Annotated in this window: 16 protein-coding genes, 1 tRNA gene and 1 pseudogene; 6 read left to right on the top strand and 12 right to left on the bottom strand. The window is 66.0% G+C overall.

The window, feature by feature from the left end; all coding sequences use genetic code 11:
- Positions 1–103: 103 nt before the first annotated feature.
- The 7 genes from infB to B7P44_RS07510 all read right to left on the bottom strand — a co-directional run bounded on the left by infB (position 104) and on the right by B7P44_RS07510 (position 9,542).
- Positions 104–3,013, bottom strand: coding sequence for a translation initiation factor IF-2 (infB, locus tag B7P44_RS07540; protein WP_084902412.1), 2,910 nt, complete (start codon positions 3,011–3,013; stop codon positions 104–106).
- Between the two features lie 91 nt (positions 3,014–3,104).
- Positions 3,105–4,580 (bottom strand): transcription termination factor NusA, encoded by a 1,476-nt coding sequence (gene nusA, locus B7P44_RS07535; RefSeq protein ID WP_084902410.1) that lies wholly within the window; start codon positions 4,578–4,580, stop codon positions 3,105–3,107.
- A complete protein-coding gene (rimP, locus tag B7P44_RS07530; RefSeq protein ID WP_011884583.1) occupies positions 4,580–5,038 on the bottom strand; it encodes a ribosome maturation factor RimP in 459 nt (152 codons plus the stop codon). The genes nusA and rimP overlap by 1 nt, the downstream gene beginning before the upstream one ends.
- A 291-nt stretch (positions 5,039–5,329) precedes the next feature.
- The gene (rluB, locus tag B7P44_RS07525; RefSeq protein ID WP_084902407.1) at positions 5,330–7,027 is read right to left on the bottom strand and encodes a 23S rRNA pseudouridine(2605) synthase RluB; all 1,698 of its coding nucleotides are present in this window, start codon (positions 7,025–7,027) and stop codon (positions 5,330–5,332) included.
- A 60-nt stretch (positions 7,028–7,087) separates the two neighbouring features.
- Positions 7,088–8,113: an SMC-Scp complex subunit ScpB gene (gene scpB, locus B7P44_RS07520; protein ID WP_084902405.1), complete on the bottom strand. Its 1,026-nt coding sequence runs from the start codon at positions 8,111–8,113 to the stop codon at positions 7,088–7,090.
- 195 nt (positions 8,114–8,308) lie between these two features.
- Entirely contained in the window at positions 8,309–8,557 is a 249-nt protein-coding gene (locus B7P44_RS07515) for a hypothetical protein (RefSeq protein ID WP_193834359.1), read from the bottom strand.
- Positions 8,558–8,639: 82 nt separating this feature from the next.
- On the bottom strand, positions 8,640–9,542 hold the full coding sequence (locus B7P44_RS07510) for a LysR family transcriptional regulator (RefSeq protein WP_084902402.1): 903 nt from the start codon (positions 9,540–9,542) through the stop codon (positions 8,640–8,642).
- Between the two features lie 410 nt (positions 9,543–9,952).
- Between B7P44_RS07510 and B7P44_RS07505 the strand changes: the two are divergent.
- Both B7P44_RS07505 and B7P44_RS07500 read left to right on the top strand, forming a co-directional pair.
- Positions 9,953–10,348: pseudogene (locus B7P44_RS07505) on the top strand (transposase); the annotation flags it as partial.
- A gap of 201 nt (positions 10,349–10,549) precedes the next feature.
- The gene (locus tag B7P44_RS07500) at positions 10,550–10,798 is read left to right on the top strand and encodes a hypothetical protein (RefSeq protein WP_084902400.1); all 249 of its coding nucleotides are present in this window, start codon (positions 10,550–10,552) and stop codon (positions 10,796–10,798) included.
- A 177-nt stretch (positions 10,799–10,975) separates the two neighbouring features.
- Here B7P44_RS07500 and B7P44_RS07495 read toward each other — a convergent pair whose 3' ends face one another.
- On the bottom strand, positions 10,976–11,293 hold the full coding sequence (locus B7P44_RS07495) for a hypothetical protein (RefSeq protein ID WP_084902397.1): 318 nt from the start codon (positions 11,291–11,293) through the stop codon (positions 10,976–10,978).
- 158 nt (positions 11,294–11,451) lie between these two features.
- Between B7P44_RS07495 and B7P44_RS07490 the strand changes: the two genes are divergently transcribed.
- The 3 genes from B7P44_RS07490 to B7P44_RS07480 all read left to right on the top strand — a co-directional run bounded on the left by B7P44_RS07490 (position 11,452) and on the right by B7P44_RS07480 (position 13,048).
- Complete coding sequence (locus B7P44_RS07490; RefSeq protein WP_084902395.1) at positions 11,452–12,168, top strand: YdcF family protein; 717 nt, start codon at positions 11,452–11,454, stop codon at positions 12,166–12,168.
- Positions 12,169–12,382: 214 nt separating this feature from the next.
- The gene (locus tag B7P44_RS07485) at positions 12,383–12,652 is read left to right on the top strand and encodes a hypothetical protein (protein WP_084902392.1); all 270 of its coding nucleotides are present in this window, start codon (positions 12,383–12,385) and stop codon (positions 12,650–12,652) included.
- A gap of 138 nt (positions 12,653–12,790) precedes the next feature.
- Positions 12,791–13,048 (top strand): hypothetical protein, encoded by a 258-nt coding sequence (locus B7P44_RS07480; protein WP_059608571.1) that lies wholly within the window; start codon positions 12,791–12,793, stop codon positions 13,046–13,048.
- 42 nt (positions 13,049–13,090) lie between these two features.
- Here B7P44_RS07480 and B7P44_RS07475 read toward each other — a convergent pair whose 3' ends face one another.
- From B7P44_RS07475 to B7P44_RS07465, 3 genes are all read right to left on the bottom strand, one after another.
- Positions 13,091–13,381, bottom strand: a complete 291-nt coding sequence (locus tag B7P44_RS07475; RefSeq protein WP_084902390.1) for a putative quinol monooxygenase — start codon at positions 13,379–13,381, stop codon at positions 13,091–13,093.
- 545 nt (positions 13,382–13,926) lie between these two features.
- The gene (gene bamC / locus B7P44_RS07470; protein WP_084902387.1) at positions 13,927–15,138 is read right to left on the bottom strand and encodes an NlpB/DapX family lipoprotein; all 1,212 of its coding nucleotides are present in this window, start codon (positions 15,136–15,138) and stop codon (positions 13,927–13,929) included.
- 343 nt (positions 15,139–15,481) lie between these two features.
- Positions 15,482–15,558 (bottom strand) — tRNA-Pro (locus B7P44_RS07465).
- A 312-nt stretch (positions 15,559–15,870) separates the two neighbouring features.
- On the opposite strand from B7P44_RS07465, the gene B7P44_RS07460 reads away from it, so the two are divergent.
- The gene (locus B7P44_RS07460; RefSeq protein ID WP_084902385.1) at positions 15,871–18,027 is read left to right on the top strand and encodes a hypothetical protein; all 2,157 of its coding nucleotides are present in this window, start codon (positions 15,871–15,873) and stop codon (positions 18,025–18,027) included.
- A gap of 87 nt (positions 18,028–18,114) precedes the next feature.
- Here the strand turns inward: B7P44_RS07460 and B7P44_RS07455 are convergent, their stop codons facing one another.
- Positions 18,115–18,537, bottom strand: coding sequence for a MerR family transcriptional regulator (locus B7P44_RS07455; RefSeq protein ID WP_084902382.1), 423 nt, complete (start codon positions 18,535–18,537; stop codon positions 18,115–18,117).
- Between the last annotated feature and the right edge of the window lie 24 nt (positions 18,538–18,561).

Below are 18,561 nucleotides of genomic sequence, written 5' to 3'. Positions count from 1 at the left end.
GATGTGTTTATCAGGACAAAGCGGCGGCCCTTGGCGCGCCGCCATGAAAATGGGCGGGACAGGCCCACGCCTGCCCCGCCCACGAGCCGATGCGCGATGCTTATTACAGCGTACGCGCGACTTCGGTTACTTCGAAGACTTCGAACTGGTCGCCTTCGATGACGTCGTTGAAGTTCTTCACCGACATACCGCACTCGAAGCCTTGCTTGACTTCCTTCACGTCGTCCTTGAAGCGCTTCAGCGACTCGAGTTCGCCGGTGAAGATCACGACGTTGTTGCGCAGCACGCGCACCGACGACGAGCGCTTGACGATACCGTCCGTGACCATACAGCCTGCGACCGTACCGACCTTCGGTACCTTGAACACCTGGCGCACGTCGACCATGCCGGTCACGACTTCGCGCTTCTCCGGTGCCAGCATGCCCGACATCGCCGCCTTCACCTCATCCACTGCGTCGTAGATGATGTTGTAGTAGCGGATATCGACGCCATTGGCTTCCGCGAGCTTGCGCGCCTGCGCATCCGCACGCGTGTTGAAGCCGATGATGACCGCCTTCGATGCCGTCGCGAGGTTGACGTCGCTTTCGCTGATGCCGCCCACCGCGCTGTGCACGATCTGCACGCGCACTTCGCTGGTCGACAGCTTGAGCAGCGACTGCACGAGCGCTTCCTGCGAACCCTGCACGTCGGCCTTGATGATGAGCGGCAGGTTCTGCACTTCGCCTTCGCCCATCTGCTCGAGCATGCTTTCCAGCTTCGCCGCCTGCTGCTTCGCCAGCTTGACGTCGCGGAACTTGCCCTGACGGAACAGCGCGATTTCTCGCGCCTTGCGCTCGTCCGGCAGCACGATCACTTCCTCGCCTGCGCCCGGCACTTCCGACAGACCCTGAATCTCGACCGGGATCGACGGGCCGGCTTCCTTCGTCGGCTTGCCGTTCTCGTCGAGCATCGCACGCACGCGGCCGTAGGCGGTGCCCGCGAGCACGATGTCGCCGCGATTCAGCGTACCGGACTGCACCAGCATCGTCGCGACCGGGCCCTTGCCCTTGTCGAGCTTCGCTTCGATCACGATACCCTTGGCCGGCGCCTCGACCGGTGCCTTCAGTTCCAGCACTTCGGCCTGCAGCAGCACGTTCTCGAGCAGGTCGTCGATGCCCACGCCCGTTTTCGCCGACACCGGCACGAACGGCGAATCGCCACCGTATTCTTCCGGCACGACGCCTTCGGCGACCAGTTCCTGCTTCACGCGGTCCGGGTTCGCTTCCGGCTTGTCGATCTTGTTGATCGCGACGACGATCGGCACCCCGCCCGCCTTCGCGTGCGAGATCGCTTCCTTCGTCTGCGGCATCACGCCGTCGTCGGCCGCCACCACCAGAACGACGATGTCGGTCGCCTTCGCACCGCGCGCACGCATTGCCGTGAACGCCTCGTGACCCGGGGTATCCAGGAACGTGACGACACCGCGCGGCGTTTCGACGTGATACGCGCCGATGTGCTGCGTAATGCCACCCGCTTCGCCCGCTGCAACCTTCGCGCGGCGAATGTAGTCGAGCAGCGAGGTCTTGCCGTGGTCGACGTGACCCATTACGGTGACGACCGGCGGACGCGGCAGCTGCTCTGCATCGGTACCGGTCTCGCCTTCGACGAGCAGCGCTTCCGGATCGTCCAGCTTCGCCGCAACCGCGCGGTGGCCCAGTTCCTCGACGACGATCATCGCGGTTTCCTGGTCCAGCACCTGGTTGATCGTGACCATCTGGCCCATCTTCATCATCACCTTGATGACTTCGGAGGCCTTGATTGCCATCTTGTGCGCAAGGTCGGCCACCGAGATGGTTTCCGGCACATGCACTTCACGGACGATCGGCTCGGTCGGCGCCTGGAACGACGATGCGCTGTCCTGGTGACGGCCGCGCCCCTTCGGGCCGCCGCGCCAGCCGCGGTCGACGCCGCCGCTCGAGTCGCCGCGCGTCTTGATGCCGCGGCGCTTCGCGGCGTCGTCCTGCCAGCCGCCCTTGCCGGCGCCCGGCTTCTTGTTGCGGTCGCCCGCGCCAGCCGGCGCCTGCGTCGTCGCCGGTGCTGCGCCGGCCGGCTTCTTCGCCGCCGGACGCGCCTGCGCGCCTTCCGGCTTCGCCGGCTTGTGCAGCGTGCCCTTCGCTTCGGCCGGCTTGGCCGGTTCCACCGGCTTCGGCGGCTCGACAGCCTTGACCACGGCCTTGCGCGGCGTGTTCATCATCTCGCGAATCGCACGCGCTTCCGCCTCCGCGGCCGCGCGGCGCTTGCTGATCTCTTCCTGCTCGGCGCGCGCCTTGTCCGCCGCTTCGCGAGCAGCGTCCTCGGCCTTCTTCGCCGCTTCGCGCTGCGCCGCACGTTCGGCGGCCGCACGCTCTTCGTCCTGCGAAGACTGCGAGCGCGCTTCCTGTTCGGCTGCTGCCGCCTGCTGGGCGGCAGCAGCCTGCTTCGCCGCCGCTTCGGCCGCGGCGCGCTTCGCTGCTTCGTCCTCGGCGCGGCGACGCTCCGCTTCGGCCGCTTCCTCGCGGGCGCGGCGTTCCGCTTCCTCGCGCTCGAGGCGCTCCTGGCGCTCGCGCAGCTCCTGAGCCTGCTTCTCGAGCAGCTCCGCTTCGCGGCGCGCCTCTTCCTCGCGGCGCTTCAGTTCCGCGTCGTCATCCGCTTCGGCGGCCTGTGCCTGACCCTGATCCGCGACATCGCTCACGTCGTCGCGCTTGACGAACGTGCGCTTCTTGCGGACCTCGACCTGAATGGTGCGAGCCTTGCCCGTCGCGTCGGACTGCTTGATCTCCGACGTATGCTTGCGGGTCAGCGTGATCTTGCGCTTGTCGCCGTCGGTCGCGCCGTGCGACTTGCGCAAATGATCGAGCAGACGCGCCTTGTCCGCCTCGGACAGCGCATCGTCTTCACTCGCTTTCTGGACGCCCGCTGCCTGCAGCTGTTCGAGCAGCACACCAGCAGGCATTTTCAGTTCCGCGGCAAATTGGGCTACGTTGTTACTCGCCATTCATTCCTCTTAGTGCAAGGACCAATTCCTTGCGGTTAGCATCGGGTCAGGCCATACGGCCGCCATCAAATCAGTGCGCCATGGTCATTTCTCACTGGAACCAATGTTCACGTGCTTTCATGATCAACGCCTTAGCGGCATCCTCTTCCACCCCGGTCATGTCGACCAGTTCATCCACTGCCAGCTCGGCGAGATCGTCGCGCGTGGCCACACCGTGTTCAGCCAGCTTCGAGAGCAGCTCCGGCGTGATGCCGTCGAGGCTCTTCAGATCCAGCGCTGCGTTTTCGACCTTTTCTTCATTCGCGATCGCCATCGTCAGCAGCGCGTCGCGTGCGCGGTTGCGCAGCTCGTGCACGGTATCCTCGTCGAACGCCTCGATCTCGAGCATTTCGTTGAGCGGCACGTAAGCGATCTCTTCGAGGCTCGTGAAGCCTTCGTCGATCAGGATGTCGGCAACTTCTTCGTCGACGTCGAGACGCGCCATGAACAGGGCACGCAGCCGGTCGCGCTCTTCGCCCTGCTTCTGGGCGGACTCGTCCGGCGTCATGATGTTGATCTGCCAGCCAGTCAGCTCGCCGGCAAGGCGAACGTTCTGACCGCTGCGGCCGATCGCGACGGCCAGTTCGTTCTCGTCGACGACGACGTCCATCGAGTGCTTTTCTTCATCGACGACGATCGACTGGACGGCTGCCGGCGCGAGCGCGCCGATCACGAATTGGGCGGGATCCTCCGACCATAGCACGATGTCGATGTTTTCGCCACCGAGCTCGTTGCGCACCGCCTGCACGCGCGAACCGCGAATGCCGACGCAGGTGCCGATCGGATCGATCCGCTTGTCGTACGCGATGACGCCGATCTTCGCGCGCACGCCCGGGTCGCGGGCAGCCGCCTTGATCTCGAGCAGGCCCTGCTCGATCTCCGGCACTTCCATCTCGAACAGCTTCATCAGGAATTCCGGCGCGGTGCGCGACAGCTCGATCTGCGGGCCGCGCGCGGTGCGGTCGACCTTCGCGATGTAAGCGCGCACGCGGTCGCCCACGCGCAGGTTTTCCTTCGGGATCAGTTGGTCGCGACGCAGCAGCGCTTCGACGCGGCCCGATTCGACGATGAAGTTGCCCTTGTCGAGGCGCTTCACCGTGCCGGTCATGATCTTTTCGCCGCGCTCGAGGTAGTCGTTCAGGATCTGCTCGCGCTCCGCGTCGCGCACCTTCTGCAGGATCACCTGCTTGGCGGCCTGCGCGCCGATGCGGCCGAACTCGATCGACGGCACCGACTCCTCGATGTAGTCGCCGACTTCGACGTCGCCCTTCTGCTCACGCGCCTCGAACAGCAGGATCTCGCGATCCGGCTCCTGCAGGCCCGCCTCGTCGGGCACGACGAGCCAGCGACGGAAGGTTTCGTGCTCGCCGCTTTCGCGATCGATATGGACGCGGATCTCGGCGCCTTCGTCGAACAGCTTCTTGGAAGCCGATGCGAGTGCCGCCTCGAGGGCGCCCAGCACGACATCCTTGTCGACGTTTTTCTCGCGCGCCAGCGCATCCACCAGCATCAACACTTCGCGACTCATTATTTGCGGCTCCTAAAGTCAACTTGCGGAATCAGGCGGGCTTTGTCGATATCGGCCAGCGTGAAATCCAGCATGGCTGCCTCGCCCTTGTTCCTCTCAAATTCCAAACCGATCGTTTCGCCATTCGGCGCGTGCAGAATGCCCCGGTACGTCTTGCGCCCGTCCAGCGGCTTTTTCAAGGTCACGGAGACTTCGCTGCCGGCGAAACGCTCGAAGTCGGCCAGCTTCTTCAACGGGCGGTCGAGCCCCGGGGACGAGACTTCGAGCCGTTCGTAATCGATGTTTTCGACCGTCAGGACGTGCTGGAGCTGACGCGTGACCTTTTCGCAGTCGTCGAGCGAAATGCCGGCAGGCTGGTCGATATAGATGCAAAGCATGCCGCGCCCGGTGCGCTCGAGATCCACCAGCTCGTAGCCGAGTCCGGTGACCGTGGTTTCTATCAGTTCCGTCAGTTGCACAGTGCCCTCTCAGGTGTTCGCGCCCGCCGCTCGCGATTCACCCGCGGGCGCGCGCCTTAGCCGGCGCAGGAAGCGCTACCCGAGATGCCTAACCGTTTCAGCAAAAAAAAATGGGCGGAACGCCCATCTTCTTACCGGTGGTCGCACCTGAGCCGCACATCGAATCCGTACGCCCAGCGACTTTGCGATTATAGCGATTTCCGGCGCAAACGCCAAGCGCTCGCCGGCAAAACCGGCACTTCAAACCGATTTCGCCAGCGAGACGCGGCAGGTTGCGCCGCGATCCGCAGTTCAGCGGCCGCGCGAGCGATTCCGCTGCGGACGCTGACCGCTGCGCGCGCCACCGCCGTTGCCGGCGCCTTCCGCGCGATTGCCGTTCGGGTTGCGATTGCCGCCGCCCTTACCGGCGCCGCCGCCACGTTTGCTGCCGCCCGAGCCATACGACGCGCGGTTGCCGTCGACGTCGCGCCCGCCGCCGGCACGCTGGCCGCCGTAGCCGCCCGACATGCCCGGCATGCCGCCGCCGAAGCCGCTCGGACCGGCGAAGCCGCCCGGCGCACCGCGCCGCGGGCCGCGTCGCGGCTGCTCGAGGTTGCCGTGCGTCGTCAGCACCGGCTCGCGGCCGATGAAGCCCATCGACGTCTGCATCGGGTCGGGCTGGCGGCGCTCGGCCGGGCCACCGCTACCGCGCTTGCCCTTCTCTTCCGACGGCGCCTTCAGGCCGACCGTCGCCATCAGCTTGCGCACCTGCGCTTCGTCGAGCTCTTCCCAGCGGCCGCGCTTCAAGCCGCGCGGCAGCGGGATCGGACCATGGCGCGTGCGGATCAGGCGACTCACCATCAGACCGGCCGCCTCGAACATCCGGCGCACTTCGCGATTGCGGCCTTCGGCCAGCGCAACGTGATACCAGTGATTCGTACCTTCGCCGCCGCCATCGCGGATGCGCAGGAAGTTGGCCGGGCCGTCGTCGAGCTCGACGCCATGCAGCAGTTTCTGCCGGTTGCCTTCGGAAAGCTCGCCGACCACCCGCACCGCGTACTCGCGCTCGACGCTGTAGCGCGGATGCATGAAGCGGTTCGCGAGGTCGCCCGACGTCGTCAGCATCAGCAGGCCTTCGGTATTGAAGTCGAGCCGGCCGACCGCGAGCCATTTGGCCGTCTTCATCGGCGGCAGGCGGTCGAACACCGACGGACGGCCTTCCGGATCCGCATGGCTGACGATCTCGCCCGTCGGCTTGTGATACAGCAGCACGCGCGGCGGCTTGTTCGGCAGCTTGCGCTTGACAGGCTTGCCGTTGATCCGCACCTGGTCGGTCGGCATGATGCGCTGGCCGATGTGCGCCGGCTCGCCGTTCACCGACACGCGGCCGGCGACGATCAGCTCTTCCATTTCCCGGCGCGAGCCCATGCCGGCTTCCGCCAGCACCTTGTGGAGCTTCGGCGCGTCGTCGTCCGGCGACAGCACGCGCTTGTTGGCCGGCTGGGCGCGGCCACGCCGCAGCATCGGCGCACGCACGCCGCTGCCCGCCGCGGAATTGTCCGCGTCGAACGCAGGCGACGTAACGTACGCGAACAGGTCGTCCTGGGCCGCTTCGCCAACCGCGCCAGCCGCGCCGGCAGCACTGGCCGCCGCGCCACCGCGCTTGCCCTGGCCGCCCTGGCCGCCCTGGCGCGCCGCGCCTTCGCGCTTGGCCGCCGGCTTGCGCCCGCCCTTCGGCGCGCCTTCCTTGCGCGGCGCCCGCGCCGGCGGCTGCGCTTCCGCTGCCGCGGCAGGCGCTTCCGCGCCTTCCTCGCCCTGCGGCGCACCCTCGGCGCCCTTCGACTTCGCTGCCGCGCGACGGCGCGCAATCAGGCTGCGCGGGCCGCGCCGCAGGCCGCGGCGGGGACGCTCGTCACCGCCCTCGGCCGAGCCGCCCTGCTCGGGCGCATCGTCGGCGCGCGCCGCCTGCACGGCAGGCGCGGACGATTCAATATCGTGGATATCAGTCAAAACAACCTCAAAATGTCAGGTCTCGCGCCCGACGAGGGCGCGGCATGGAATCGGCCGCGATCAGGCGCGACGCTGTTCAGGTTCTGCTTCGTCGTCCGGCAGCTCGTCCACCCCGATGGGTGCGCTGGCGCTGCGTACGGCATCCGCGAGACTGTCGGACGTGTCGTCCGTCATCTCGTCGTCCGCAGGACGGGAACGGGGTGCGTCGGCATGGCCGGCCACGCCGGACATGTCGTCGACCGCTTCCGCTCCGTCGCCGGCAGCCGCTTCGGCGGCCGGCTTGCGATCTTCCTCGTTCAACTCCGCGTACAGCGGCACGGGCTGCACGCCGGCCGGCGCTGCTTCGTCGCCGGCTTCTTCTGTTCCTGCATGCTCAACCGCGAGCGTATCGCGGTCGGGCGATTCGTGCGCCGAAGCGCCGCCGGCCTCGACGTCGACAGGCTGCGCAAGCGCCCGCACCGATCCGGACGCATCCGCCGTCGCGTCGTTCGCGGCTGCCGCATCCTCCGCGACCGGCGCGCCGTCCTCGAAATCCATCGCATGCTGCGCGAGCAGCGCGGCCTCGATGTTCGCCGCCGGCTCCTCGAGCGCGGGCAAGTCGTCCAGCGCTTTCAGGCCGAGATCGTCGAGGAACTGCTTGGTCGTCGCATACAGCGCCGGACGCCCCGGCACGTCGCGATGCCCGATCACCTCGATCCAGCCACGATCCTCGAGCTGCTTGACCACCTGCGTGTTGACCGTGACACCGCGGATTTCCTCGATGTCCCCACGCGTGACCGGCTGCCGGTACGCAATGATCGCCAGCGTCTCGAGCACCGCGCGCGAATACTTCGGCGGCTTCTCCGGATGCAGTCGGTCGAGAAAGCTGCGCATCGCCGGCTTGCTCTGAAAGCGCCAGCCGCTCGCCAGCGCCACCAGCTCGACACCACGACCGGACCATTCCTGTTTCAGATCTTCGAGCAACGTGCGGACCGTGTCAGCCGACACGCTGTCGGCAAATAGCTTGCGCAGATCGCCGAGCTTCAGCGGCTCCTGCGCACAGATCAAAGCAGTCTCGAGGACGATCTTCGCCTCTTGGGTATTCATGCAGCTAGGCCAGACCCTGTGGTCAAACGAACCGGATCAACAAACAGACGAAAGGAACGGAAGACGCGCTCGCCCGATTCTGATCGGTCATATTGATGGGAGCACGAACCGGGGGCGGCGAAACAACTTCAGGCCAGGCCCTAACCGGACGGAACAGCACGATTCAACGAGGGAACCGCGTGACTGAGCGCCATCTTACGCAAAATTGCCGAGTGCGTAAAGATGAGTCGGGCCGGCCCGCTCTCGTCCCGCCGGAACGGTCCAGCCCCGCTTCTGTGCGACTTCGCCCGCGGCCTGGACGAAGCTCGGCGCGTACGACGCGCTGTCTTCGCCGAGCTTCGCGAGTTCGCCCATGACCGACGCCGGCGCAGCCCGCCAGCCGGTCATCGCCCGCGCCTTCGAGGACGCGCTCACGACGACGACCCGCTCGTCGCCGGACGGCAACCAGAGGAAGTCGTCATCGGATCTCGCTGCAAAGGAACATGATCCGCAGCATAACGGCGCACGCAGGCCGGCGGGCGCACCGTCAGTCGAGATCCTCGGCCCGGGCGGGCATCTGGTGCACGAGCTCCCAGATCGCCTGCGCGGCGGGCGACAGCGAGCGGTCGCGGCGGCGCACCAGTTCGACAGTGCGCTCCGTGCGCGGCGTGAGCGGGCGCGCGACGAGCGTCGAGCCGGCCGGCAGCGGCAGCGACAGCCACGGCTGCACGCTCACGCCGACGCCGGCTTCGACGAGCCCGAACACCGTCGCCGAATGCCCGAGCTCCTGCATGACCGTCGCACTCACCCGATGCGCGGCCAGCGCTGCGTCGATCAGGGGCCGGCTGCCCGACGCGTGGTCGAGCAGCACGAGGCGCTCGCCGTTCAGCGCCGACCACGGCACCTCCGCCCGCGACGCGAGCGGATGATCCGCGCGCGCCACGAGGCAGAACGAATCGGTCATCAGCGCTTCGCTCACGAGGTCGGCGACGCTGAGCGGCCCGATCACGACGCCGAAATCCACTTCGCCCGACTTCACCTTGCGCAGCACGTCGCTCTGCACGTCGTCGCGCAGGCCGAGCGTGACGAACGGGAACTGCCGCTCGCAGGCCGCCACGACGCGCGGCATCAGCCGGCACGCGATCGTCGGGCTGGCGGCGACGATCACGCGCCCGCGGCGCTGTTCGCCGATTTCGCGAATCTCGCGCAGCGTGTCGTCGAGATCGCCGATCAGGCGCGACACGCTCGCGACCAGGTTCCCGCCGACGTCGGTCAACTGCACGTCGCGCGTGGTGCGATCGATCAGCTTCAGCCCCAGCTCCGCCTCCAGCTCCCGCACGCAGCGGCTCACCGCGGACTGAGTGAGCCCGATCTCGTCGCCGGCGCGGCTGAAGCTCTTGAGCCGCGCGACCTCGATGAATACGCGAAGCTGGCGCAGCGTGATGTTCATGTCCTGTCCTCATCAATCTCTGGCATCGATGCGCGATTCTAGTGCGCGAATCCGGCACCTGTCGCACATGTTTCGCTGCGGTGCAATATGCGCGCAAACGCACGCGGTGCGGGCGAATTGCACAAGATTGGTGATTGTCCCGATTTGCTGGCGGGTTATTTTGGCGTCTTATACGCCCCTAGCTGACGCAGCCGTCAGCTCGCTGCCAAGCGGCTTTCGAGGGATATGCCTCCCACGTGGCACGCTTCGTGCTTTTACCTGACGCACAGGGCGCGGTTTCGTCCGATGGAATGCCTGAAGTCCATCGCTGGCGGACCGGACGCCCCCACCCGGCACTCGGTGACCGAGTGCTTGAAGAGTGCGCGGCGCAGGCAGCGCACCGGAGTTAGCTTCGCTGAGGTGAGGACATGATGCTGTTCGACGATTTGAGAGATAACGAGTGGGCGCTGGTCGAGGGTCTGTTTTGTTCGGAACCCGCACGGAGTGAGCGCCGCGGCCGTCCCCGCGTGGAAGCCCGTTCGGTGGTGAATGCCGTGCTGTGGGTACTGTCGACCGGCGAAGGCTGGTCGAAGCTGCCGGGGCGCTATCCGTCACCGCCAACCTGCCGCCGCCGCTTCGACGAGTGGCAAGCCGACGGTACGCTCGCCGAAATCGTCAAGCGACTCGGCACGAGCGGCCGGCAGATTTCGCTGCGCGGCCGAATCGGCGCGAGCGCGGCCAAGCCGCCCGCACCGCCGAGCCGCGACCGCCTGCGCGGCGCCTTCTGGACCAATCCGGAATCCTGGCGCGCACCGGTCAAGATGGCGTAAAGGACAGGACACCGAACCGGGCGGCTACGGCCGCCCGGTCTCGTTTCGGCAACGGTTGCGCGGAACGGGCCGCGCCGCCGGGTACCGCTGTCGCGCGGCGATACATCTATTTACCAATATTTACAGCAAGCCTGCACTCCCACGCTTACCTTAGCGTCATATCAGCGAGCCGCATCGACGGCTTGAAGGGAGCCCGCCATGAAACCAATGTCACTGCTCGCGGCATGCGGCATTGTCGTTTCACTGGCGCTTGCATTGCCGGCGCGCGCGGACGACCACGCCAGGCAGCCGCACCGTCAGCAGGAACACAAGGGCAATCTGCATGCGCCGCCCGGCGCAGAACAGTCCAACCAGACGGTACCGCGGGGCGACCTGCGCGGCGACATCGCCAGCAACGCACGCGCACGTGTCGGCATGCCGCCACAGGATTCGCGCCGCCATCCGTAACCCGGCGCATCGCTCGTCTTCCTCAAAGAATTTGCCTGCGCCCGGGAACTGCGCGATGCGCGACGAGTCAACATCGTTGCCATGAGCACTGCGTGGCAGCAGCAAAAAGTATCCGGTACGCCCGTATCCTCGCGATACGGGCTTTTTTTTCGCCGAGTTGCCGGCGGGCCTGACGCGCTACAGCCGACTTTCGAGGATCGCGACGGCGCTCGCTTCGCTCAGCGCGTAATCCTCGATCCTGCGATCGGTCCAGGCGGACAGTTTCTCGTCGCGTTCGAGGCGCGCGAATTCGGCACGACCGCTGTCGGTCAGCACGGCGATGTCGACCGGCGCGTGAAATCCCGGTGCGGGCGCAACGGTCTTCTGCCTGACCGTATCCATCAGCCCAAGCGACCGCAGATACTCGAATACGCCCGGGCGACGCGCCCACGGCACCTGGCGATACTGCACCCGCCTCAGCGCGTCGAGCACCGCTTCGTTGGAATACGTGGCCATCTCGATTCTTTCTTAAAGTGCAGCGACAATGCCAGGCAGCGCGCCGGGCGGGGTCTCCGCCCGCCGGCGCCGCCACCGGTTCAGGAGGCTGGACGCTCGGCGTCGAGTCGGGGCCAGATCATCAGCCATCCATAAAAAGACACCATACCCCAATCAAATTGATTCTGTTCGATTCATTTGCACTTCTCTTTGTCGCTTTCATGCTGTGCCGCAAGTGGCGGCGCACGATCGCGGCCGTCGCCTTCGCGCTGTTCTGGCTGCTTGCGACGGGCTGGCTCGCGGCGCCGCTGATCGCATGGTCGCAGGCGGGCGTGACACCCGTAGAACACCCAGACATGCACGGGCAGACCGTGCTGATCCTGCTCGGCACGGGAACGCGACGCATCGACGGACGGCTCGAGCCGCGCACGGACGGCTTCCCCCGCATTCGCAAGACCGCTGCGCTGTACCGCGATTGCCGACAGCGCGCCGAACGTTGCACGGTCATCATGTCCGGCGGCGATCCCGAGCGGCACGGCGCGACCGAAGCCGCGACCTATGCGCCATATCTCGTCGCCCAAGGCGTCGACCCGCGCGACCTCGTGCTCGAAGCAAACAGCCGCACGACCTACGAAAACGCGAAGTTCACGACGCCTATACTACGCTCACGGCATATCGATGCGACGATCCTCGTCACATCGTCGTATCAGATGCGGCGCGCGCTGCTCGACTTCCGGCATTTCGGCATCGACGCGCAGCCGGTCTACGCCAATCGCCGCGACGCGCGAACGGGCTGGCTGCCGCGCCGGCAGAACCTGGTCAACGCCGAGCATGCACTGCACGAATTGATCGGCATCGCGCAATTTCACGTGTACAGCCGGCTCGGGTGGTTCTGAGGACACCTTCGGACATGCCCGCGGCAACGCAGCGCCGAATGGCACGCGCGTGACGATGCGTGGCAAGTGTTGCGCGACTTCAACGCGGCCACGCGCCGCGCTGCGTTCAAATGCATTGATCCGTCACTTTTGTTACACTCGACACGCACTCGATTGCGGTCGCCAGACTGAACGGCAACACTCGGGTTCATCACCACTTAGCGGAGGTAAAGCAATGAAGAAGACGTCCCTGGCTATCCTGGTTGCGATGTCGGCGCTGGCTGGCGCAGCGTATGCGCAAGAGAGCACGGAAATCAAGACCATCACCGATCCGGCCAAGATCTCCGAGATCGAGCAGCGCGCGCAGGCCCTGCAGCAGCAGCAAGCTGCCCAGGCAGCCGAGCCGGCAATGCACGAAGAACACCACGGCAAGAAGGCAGCTCACCACAAGGCGGCGAAGAAGGCCGTCAAGAAGGCTGCTCCGGCTGACGCTGCAAGCCAGTAACTTCTGCGGCACCGTATAAGCAAAAAAGCCGAATCCGGGCAACCGGGTTCGGCTTTTTTGGTTGCGGCGCCGGTACGCTGTGCTACAGTCGCGCACCGAACTTTTCCACCCCGTACGCACCTTGGTGCGGAGGACAGCATGAGCAACATTCAACTCGACATCGAGTGGACGGAAGCCGCCACTCGCAAGATCAAGCAACTGATGCCGCGCGGCTCGGAAGACGCCTTTCTCGCGCTCCCGCCGATCGAGTGCCTGCCGATGGAGGGCGACGTGCTCTTTCTCGGCCCGCAAGGCAAGCAGCAGCCGTTCATCGTCGCCGAACGCCAGTACCATCATGACGGCGACGCGGACTGGACGATCATCCTGATCCTCGACGTGCCCGACACATCGCACTGACGCCCGCCGGACGGGCGGTTCGGTCGCTCGACTGCCCGCCCGTCAGACGAGCTTCGACAACACGCGGATCTCCGAGCTCGCGATCCAGTCCGCGGCCGCCTCGCGGTAGGCGAGAATGTGCGCGGAGCCCGCATGTGCGGCCAACGCCGCCTCGCTCGCCCAGCGCTCGACGAACACGAACCGGGCAGGCTCCTTCAGATCGCGATGCAGGTCGTATTGCAGCGCGCCCGGCTCGTTGCGGGTCGGCTCGACAATCCCCTCGAGCGCGACACGCAGCTTTTCCTCCGCACCCGGTTTCGCCACGATCAGCGCGACAACTGCGATTTCCGTCATTCCAGCCCCCTCAGTCTCGAAAGAGACCGAGCATACGCGAATCCCGCGGCAGCCGTACCGGCACCCCGACGCATGACCGACGCCCCAAAAAATTGCCCGCGCTTCACGGGAAGCGCGGGCGAAACCGTCGCCCTACGAGGATAGGCGACGGGGCCATCGAGATCCGCGCACGCGCACGGATCGTCATCGATTGCGCCAGCGCGGATTGCGCCGGCATGTGAAGCGTCGATACCGTTTGTCACGCGCTCTCAGCGCGTGTCCGGCATCTGGCGCCCTCCTCCCTGTCTTGACGATCAGACTATAAAGAGCAGGTTCCATGCCAGAGACATAAAAATCGCCATCACATTGATTTAAAAGGAAAACCTGCGACGTTACGCGGCGCGAAACGTGCCCTGTCGCCCGTAACACGCGGATGTTACGTAACGTCACGTCGGGGGGAGCGATCTTGAAACGACACATAAGCGACAGCACGCAGCGAGTGCCGGAACGAAAAAAAGCCCGCCGGATGGCGGGCTTTCTCGAATGCAGCAGAGCGGGCGTTGCGATCAGCGCAGCTGGTTCCCCAGCAACGCCATGATCTGACGTGCCGCCTGCGACGAATCGATCGCGCCCGACTCGTCGACGACCGCGACGCGCGTCTGATCCGGCGTGAGCGCCTTCACGTTGACCCGGTACTGCTTCGCCTGCTTTTCCTTCTTGCCGTGGAACAACTGGCTCCAGAAGCCCTGCTCGGCAGCACTCAGATCCTTCGGATCGACGTATCGCACGAAATACAGGCCCTTCTGTCGATCGCGATCGTCGACCGTGAAGTTGGCGCGATCGAGCGCAAGGCCGACGCGCAGCCACGAGCGGTCATACGGCTCGCCGAGCGTGACTTCGGACGGCACCGCATCGCTCGCATCGGCAGTTCCCTGCGACGACGCACGCGCGACGTTCTCCGTCGCAATGGCCGCTGCCGCAGCCTTCGACGATGCGTCCGCCGCGCCCTTCTTGTCCTTCGCGGGCGGGGTGTCGCTGATATTGGCGATCGGCGGCTCGCCGTTCTTCGCGCGCAGGTCGTTCTGCGCGAGGACGGCCATCAGCCGCTTCAGGTATTCCGTCTCGAGCGCCGGATCGTTCGGCTTCGGCTCCCACTTGCTCGAATCGTTGTTCGGGCCGGTCAGCGCCTCGCGCATCCCCTTCTGGCTGATGAACACGTAGGTGCCGCCGCTCGGCGCTACGTCGAGACGCGTGCGGTACTTGTTGCGCTCGGCGGTCACGTACGAATTGCCCATCGCCTTCGAGATCACGCTGCGGATCAGGCCGTCGTTGATCTGTGGGTGGGTTTCGTTCCAGTCGGTTTCCATCACGCCCTTGTCGCGCTGGTCGACGACGAGCAGAAAGCCCTGTTCCTGCCAGAAGCGGCGCACCTGCGGCCAGATGTCGGCCGGCTTCTTGCCGTCGATGACGAGCCAGCTCTCCGTGCCGTCACGCTGGATATGTATGCCGGTCACGGGCGGCACGACGGCATCGGTCTGCGGCGCGGCCTGCTGGACCTGCTGGAGCGCCGACAGGGAAGTTGCGCCGCCCTGCGGCGGCAACGAACGCTGATCGGCCGTCTCCTCGAGCATGTTGGGCGGAACTGCGAGCGAAACCTCCTTCGATTTCGAATCGCTCTTGTAGTCCACTTTCGTGGGCGACGGCGAACTACAACCGGCAACGAGCGCGCCGGTGGCGAGCACTGCAGCGAACCGCTTGGTAAGACGAAGATCAGTCATGTTCTGGGAATCCTCTTCCGCTAAATCACGGCGCTTTCCGTGGATCAACCTTGTATTTTACCGGTGTGGCGGCTGGCTGTGCAAAAAGCGGTCATGTGCTGTGCCAACCGGGAATCGCCCGACGAGCGGCAAGCGCCGTCAGCAACAGGAAAAACCGGCGACATCCCTTCCTGATGCGGGTTCTTGCTGGGGCGGGAGGATTCGAACGTCGTGGCACCGGCACGCCATGCAGGAGAATGGTTGTCCGGAGCGCCCCGGTATGAGGACGAGAAATGACCACGGGCCGATACGCGGCCGGAAAATGAAAAACCCGCGACAGCTTTCGCTATCGCGGGTTTTGATCTGGTCGGGGCGAGAGGATTTGAACCTCCGACCACCTGCACCCCATGCAGGTACGCTACCAGGCTGCGCTACGCCCCGAAAGAGGGAAAGTATAACAGACACTTTCCCGGTTTAGAACGGGTCGCATGCATTTTCTGAATACGAATCTTGCCCGCGCCCATTCGCCCGCATCCGGACGACTCGCAAACGGCGTTCATACGGTCGTTTGATCCTGCCGGCGCGCCGCCTCGCATCCTTTGCCTCATCGCCTCTCCACCCCGCTCGTCCCCGCCCTTGCTGTTTGGTGACGCCGCTCTAGCGAGCTATGCCACACTGCCCCGCATCGACGCAGGATGCCGCGCCCGGCGCGCGCATGCGGCGGACGATCACGACAAGATACGGAGACAGACGATGCGGAATGCGGTCCGGCGCGGCCATCGCACGCCTTTGGCAACACCCCGATTGATTTCCGGCGTGCTCGCGCTCGGCCTGCTCGGCGCGGGCTGCGCAGAGCAGGCCGCGCAGCGCGACGACAACGCGAGCGCCGCACCGACGACGATCGAGCGCGCGAAAACCGACCGCCTCGCCCGCGAACAGCAGATCGCGCGCACGGTGCCGTCGCTCGCATCGATCCGGCTCGCGCAGCCGCGCCCGTTCACGCTGCGCGACTCCGGCCAGAACGGCGCAATGACCTTCCTGCGCGATGTCGACTTCCGCATCGTCAACAATCTCGGCTTCTTCATTCACCAGCTGTCGGCGACGCTCGTGCCGACGCAGGCCGGCGCGCCGATCGTGTTCGACGACCCGACGAGTTTCGAGATCGACGTGCATCAGGGCGCCGTCACGCTCGACAGCGCGAAACTGACGGCGCTCTTCAATACCTACATCTTCGGTTATCGCAACGCGCCGCTGCGCAAGCTGGTCGTATCGACCGGCGACGACGTGATCCATCTGCAGGGCGAGATGCTGCGCGACGGCTGGGTGCCGTTCTCGCTGACCGGCACGCTCGCGATCCGCGACGGCAGCCAGCTCGTGTTCCATCCGACCGGCGTGCGCGTTTCGGGCCTCGACGCGCAACCGGTGATGCGCGCCGCCAACGTGAAGATGGCCGACCTGCTCAAGGTCGACACGCCGGTCGCGCGGCTTTCCGGCGACGACCTCGTGATGTCGGTCGACAGGCTGATGCCGCCGCCGCGCCTGAAGATCACGATCACGGCGCTGCGCGTGACGCCCGCGGGGCTCGACCTGACGCTCGACGACGGCACGCGCGCGGGCTTCGCGATGCCGGCGAACGCGCCGCAGCAGGCGATGTACATTCGCGGCGGCGACGTGAAGTTCATGCGCTCGATGCCGATGAATGCCGACATCCTGATCAGCCCGGTCGAACCCGCCAAGACCGGCCGGAATTTCGTCTTCGACCTGTACCACTACCGCGAGCAGGTCTCGGCGGGCTATTTCAATTTCGACGAGCGCGGCGCGATGGCAATCCGGATGCCGTCGTACGCGGGCCCCGCAAGCGGCGCTGCGCTCGGCAATCCCGCTGCGCGCCTGAACGACAGCTTCCTTGCCGCACAGCAGAGCACGCTGCGCGACGTGCGCCAGCATTGGGAAGCCAATGCGCTCGTGGCCGACGACGCGGCGCGGCCGGGCATGCAGAAGGTCGCGATGCGCCGCAGCGCGAACGTGCCGTTCGACGAGCGGCACGTGTCGAACCGCAGTCCGACGATCCACCTGCGCAACGTCGATTTCAACCTGTCCGGCGACATCGGCTTTCATGTCGAGGCGCTCGACGTGCAGCTCGTCGCGAAGCGCCACGGCGAGCCCGTCGACCTCGACGACCCGAACCAGTACGACATCCGCATTCTCGGCGGCACGGTCGTGGAATCGTGGAAGGCGATGTCGGCACTCTTCAACGACTATCTGCTCGACTACTCGCCGCGCTCGCTCGACCACCTGCAATTGAGCGCCGACGGCCGAAACCTGCGCGTGCAAGGCGGCATCAAGCTGTGGAACCACGTGCCGGGCGTCTGGCTGCCGACCGACATGAAGGGCTCGCTCGCGGTGCTCGACGACCGCCATCTGGCATTCTCGCCGACCGAGGTGTCGGTGCTCGGCATCCCCCAGGCGAAACTGCTGCACTCGCTCGGCGTCGAGCTCGCGTCGCTGACGCCGCTGCGGCGGCGCGGCGCGGAACTGCGCGGCGACTCGCTCGTGCTCGACCAGTACACCGTGTTCCCGCCGCCGGTGCTGAACGGCAAGCTCGCTACGGCCACGGTCGAGCGCGACGGCCTGCGCCTCACGTTCCGGCGCGTAGCGGACGCGCCCGCGCCGAAGCGCCCGCCGATCTCCGCGCCCAGCTACATGTGGATGGAAGGCGGCGACATGAAGATGTTCAACGTGCTTGAACTGAACGTGCGCGCGCTGATCCAGAATTCGGCCGACGCCGGCCCGATGCGTTTCGACCTGTACGGCTACCGCAGCCAGGTCGCGCAAGGCTCGGTGCGGATGCTGCCGGACGGCACGCTGGTCGTCGACATCGGACGGCCGAACCCGCTCGCCGCGCGCTGAATCGCCCCGAATCGTCCAGGCAAGCGCCGATAAAAAAGCCCGGAAGGCTGGACGCCTTCCGGGCTTCGTCGTAACCGCAAGCGGCCCTCAGCCGCGCTTCAATCCGTCGATGACATCGAGCAGCGCCTGCCGCAGCGCGGCGACGTCGACCGTCGCGCTCGGCCGGCTCGACGCCGCCGTACGCACTTCCGCACCCGGCGCGTCGGGCTCGAGCTCCGGCGCCGGGCCGCGCTCGCCGCCCCCCGGCGAATCGAGCCGGTTGCGCGCACCGTTGATCGTAAAACCCTGCTCGTACAGCAATTCGCGGATCCGCCGGATCAGCAGCACCTCGTGATGCTGGTAATACCGCCGGTTGCCGCGCCGCTTCACCGGCCGCAACTGCGTGAATTCCTGTTCCCAGTAGCGCAGCACATGCGGCTTCACGCCGCACAGTTCGCTGACTTCACCGATCGTGAAGTAGCGCTTCGCGGGAATCGGAGGCAAGACGACTTTCTCAACCGTCGTGGTCATCGTCAGTCAACCATCGGTAAAGGT

This window comes from Burkholderia ubonensis subsp. mesacidophila, from assembly GCF_002097715.1.
GTDB classification, from domain to species: Bacteria; Pseudomonadota; Gammaproteobacteria; order Burkholderiales; family Burkholderiaceae; genus Burkholderia; species Burkholderia mesacidophila.
This window is presented reverse-complemented; position numbering and strand designations above follow the sequence as displayed.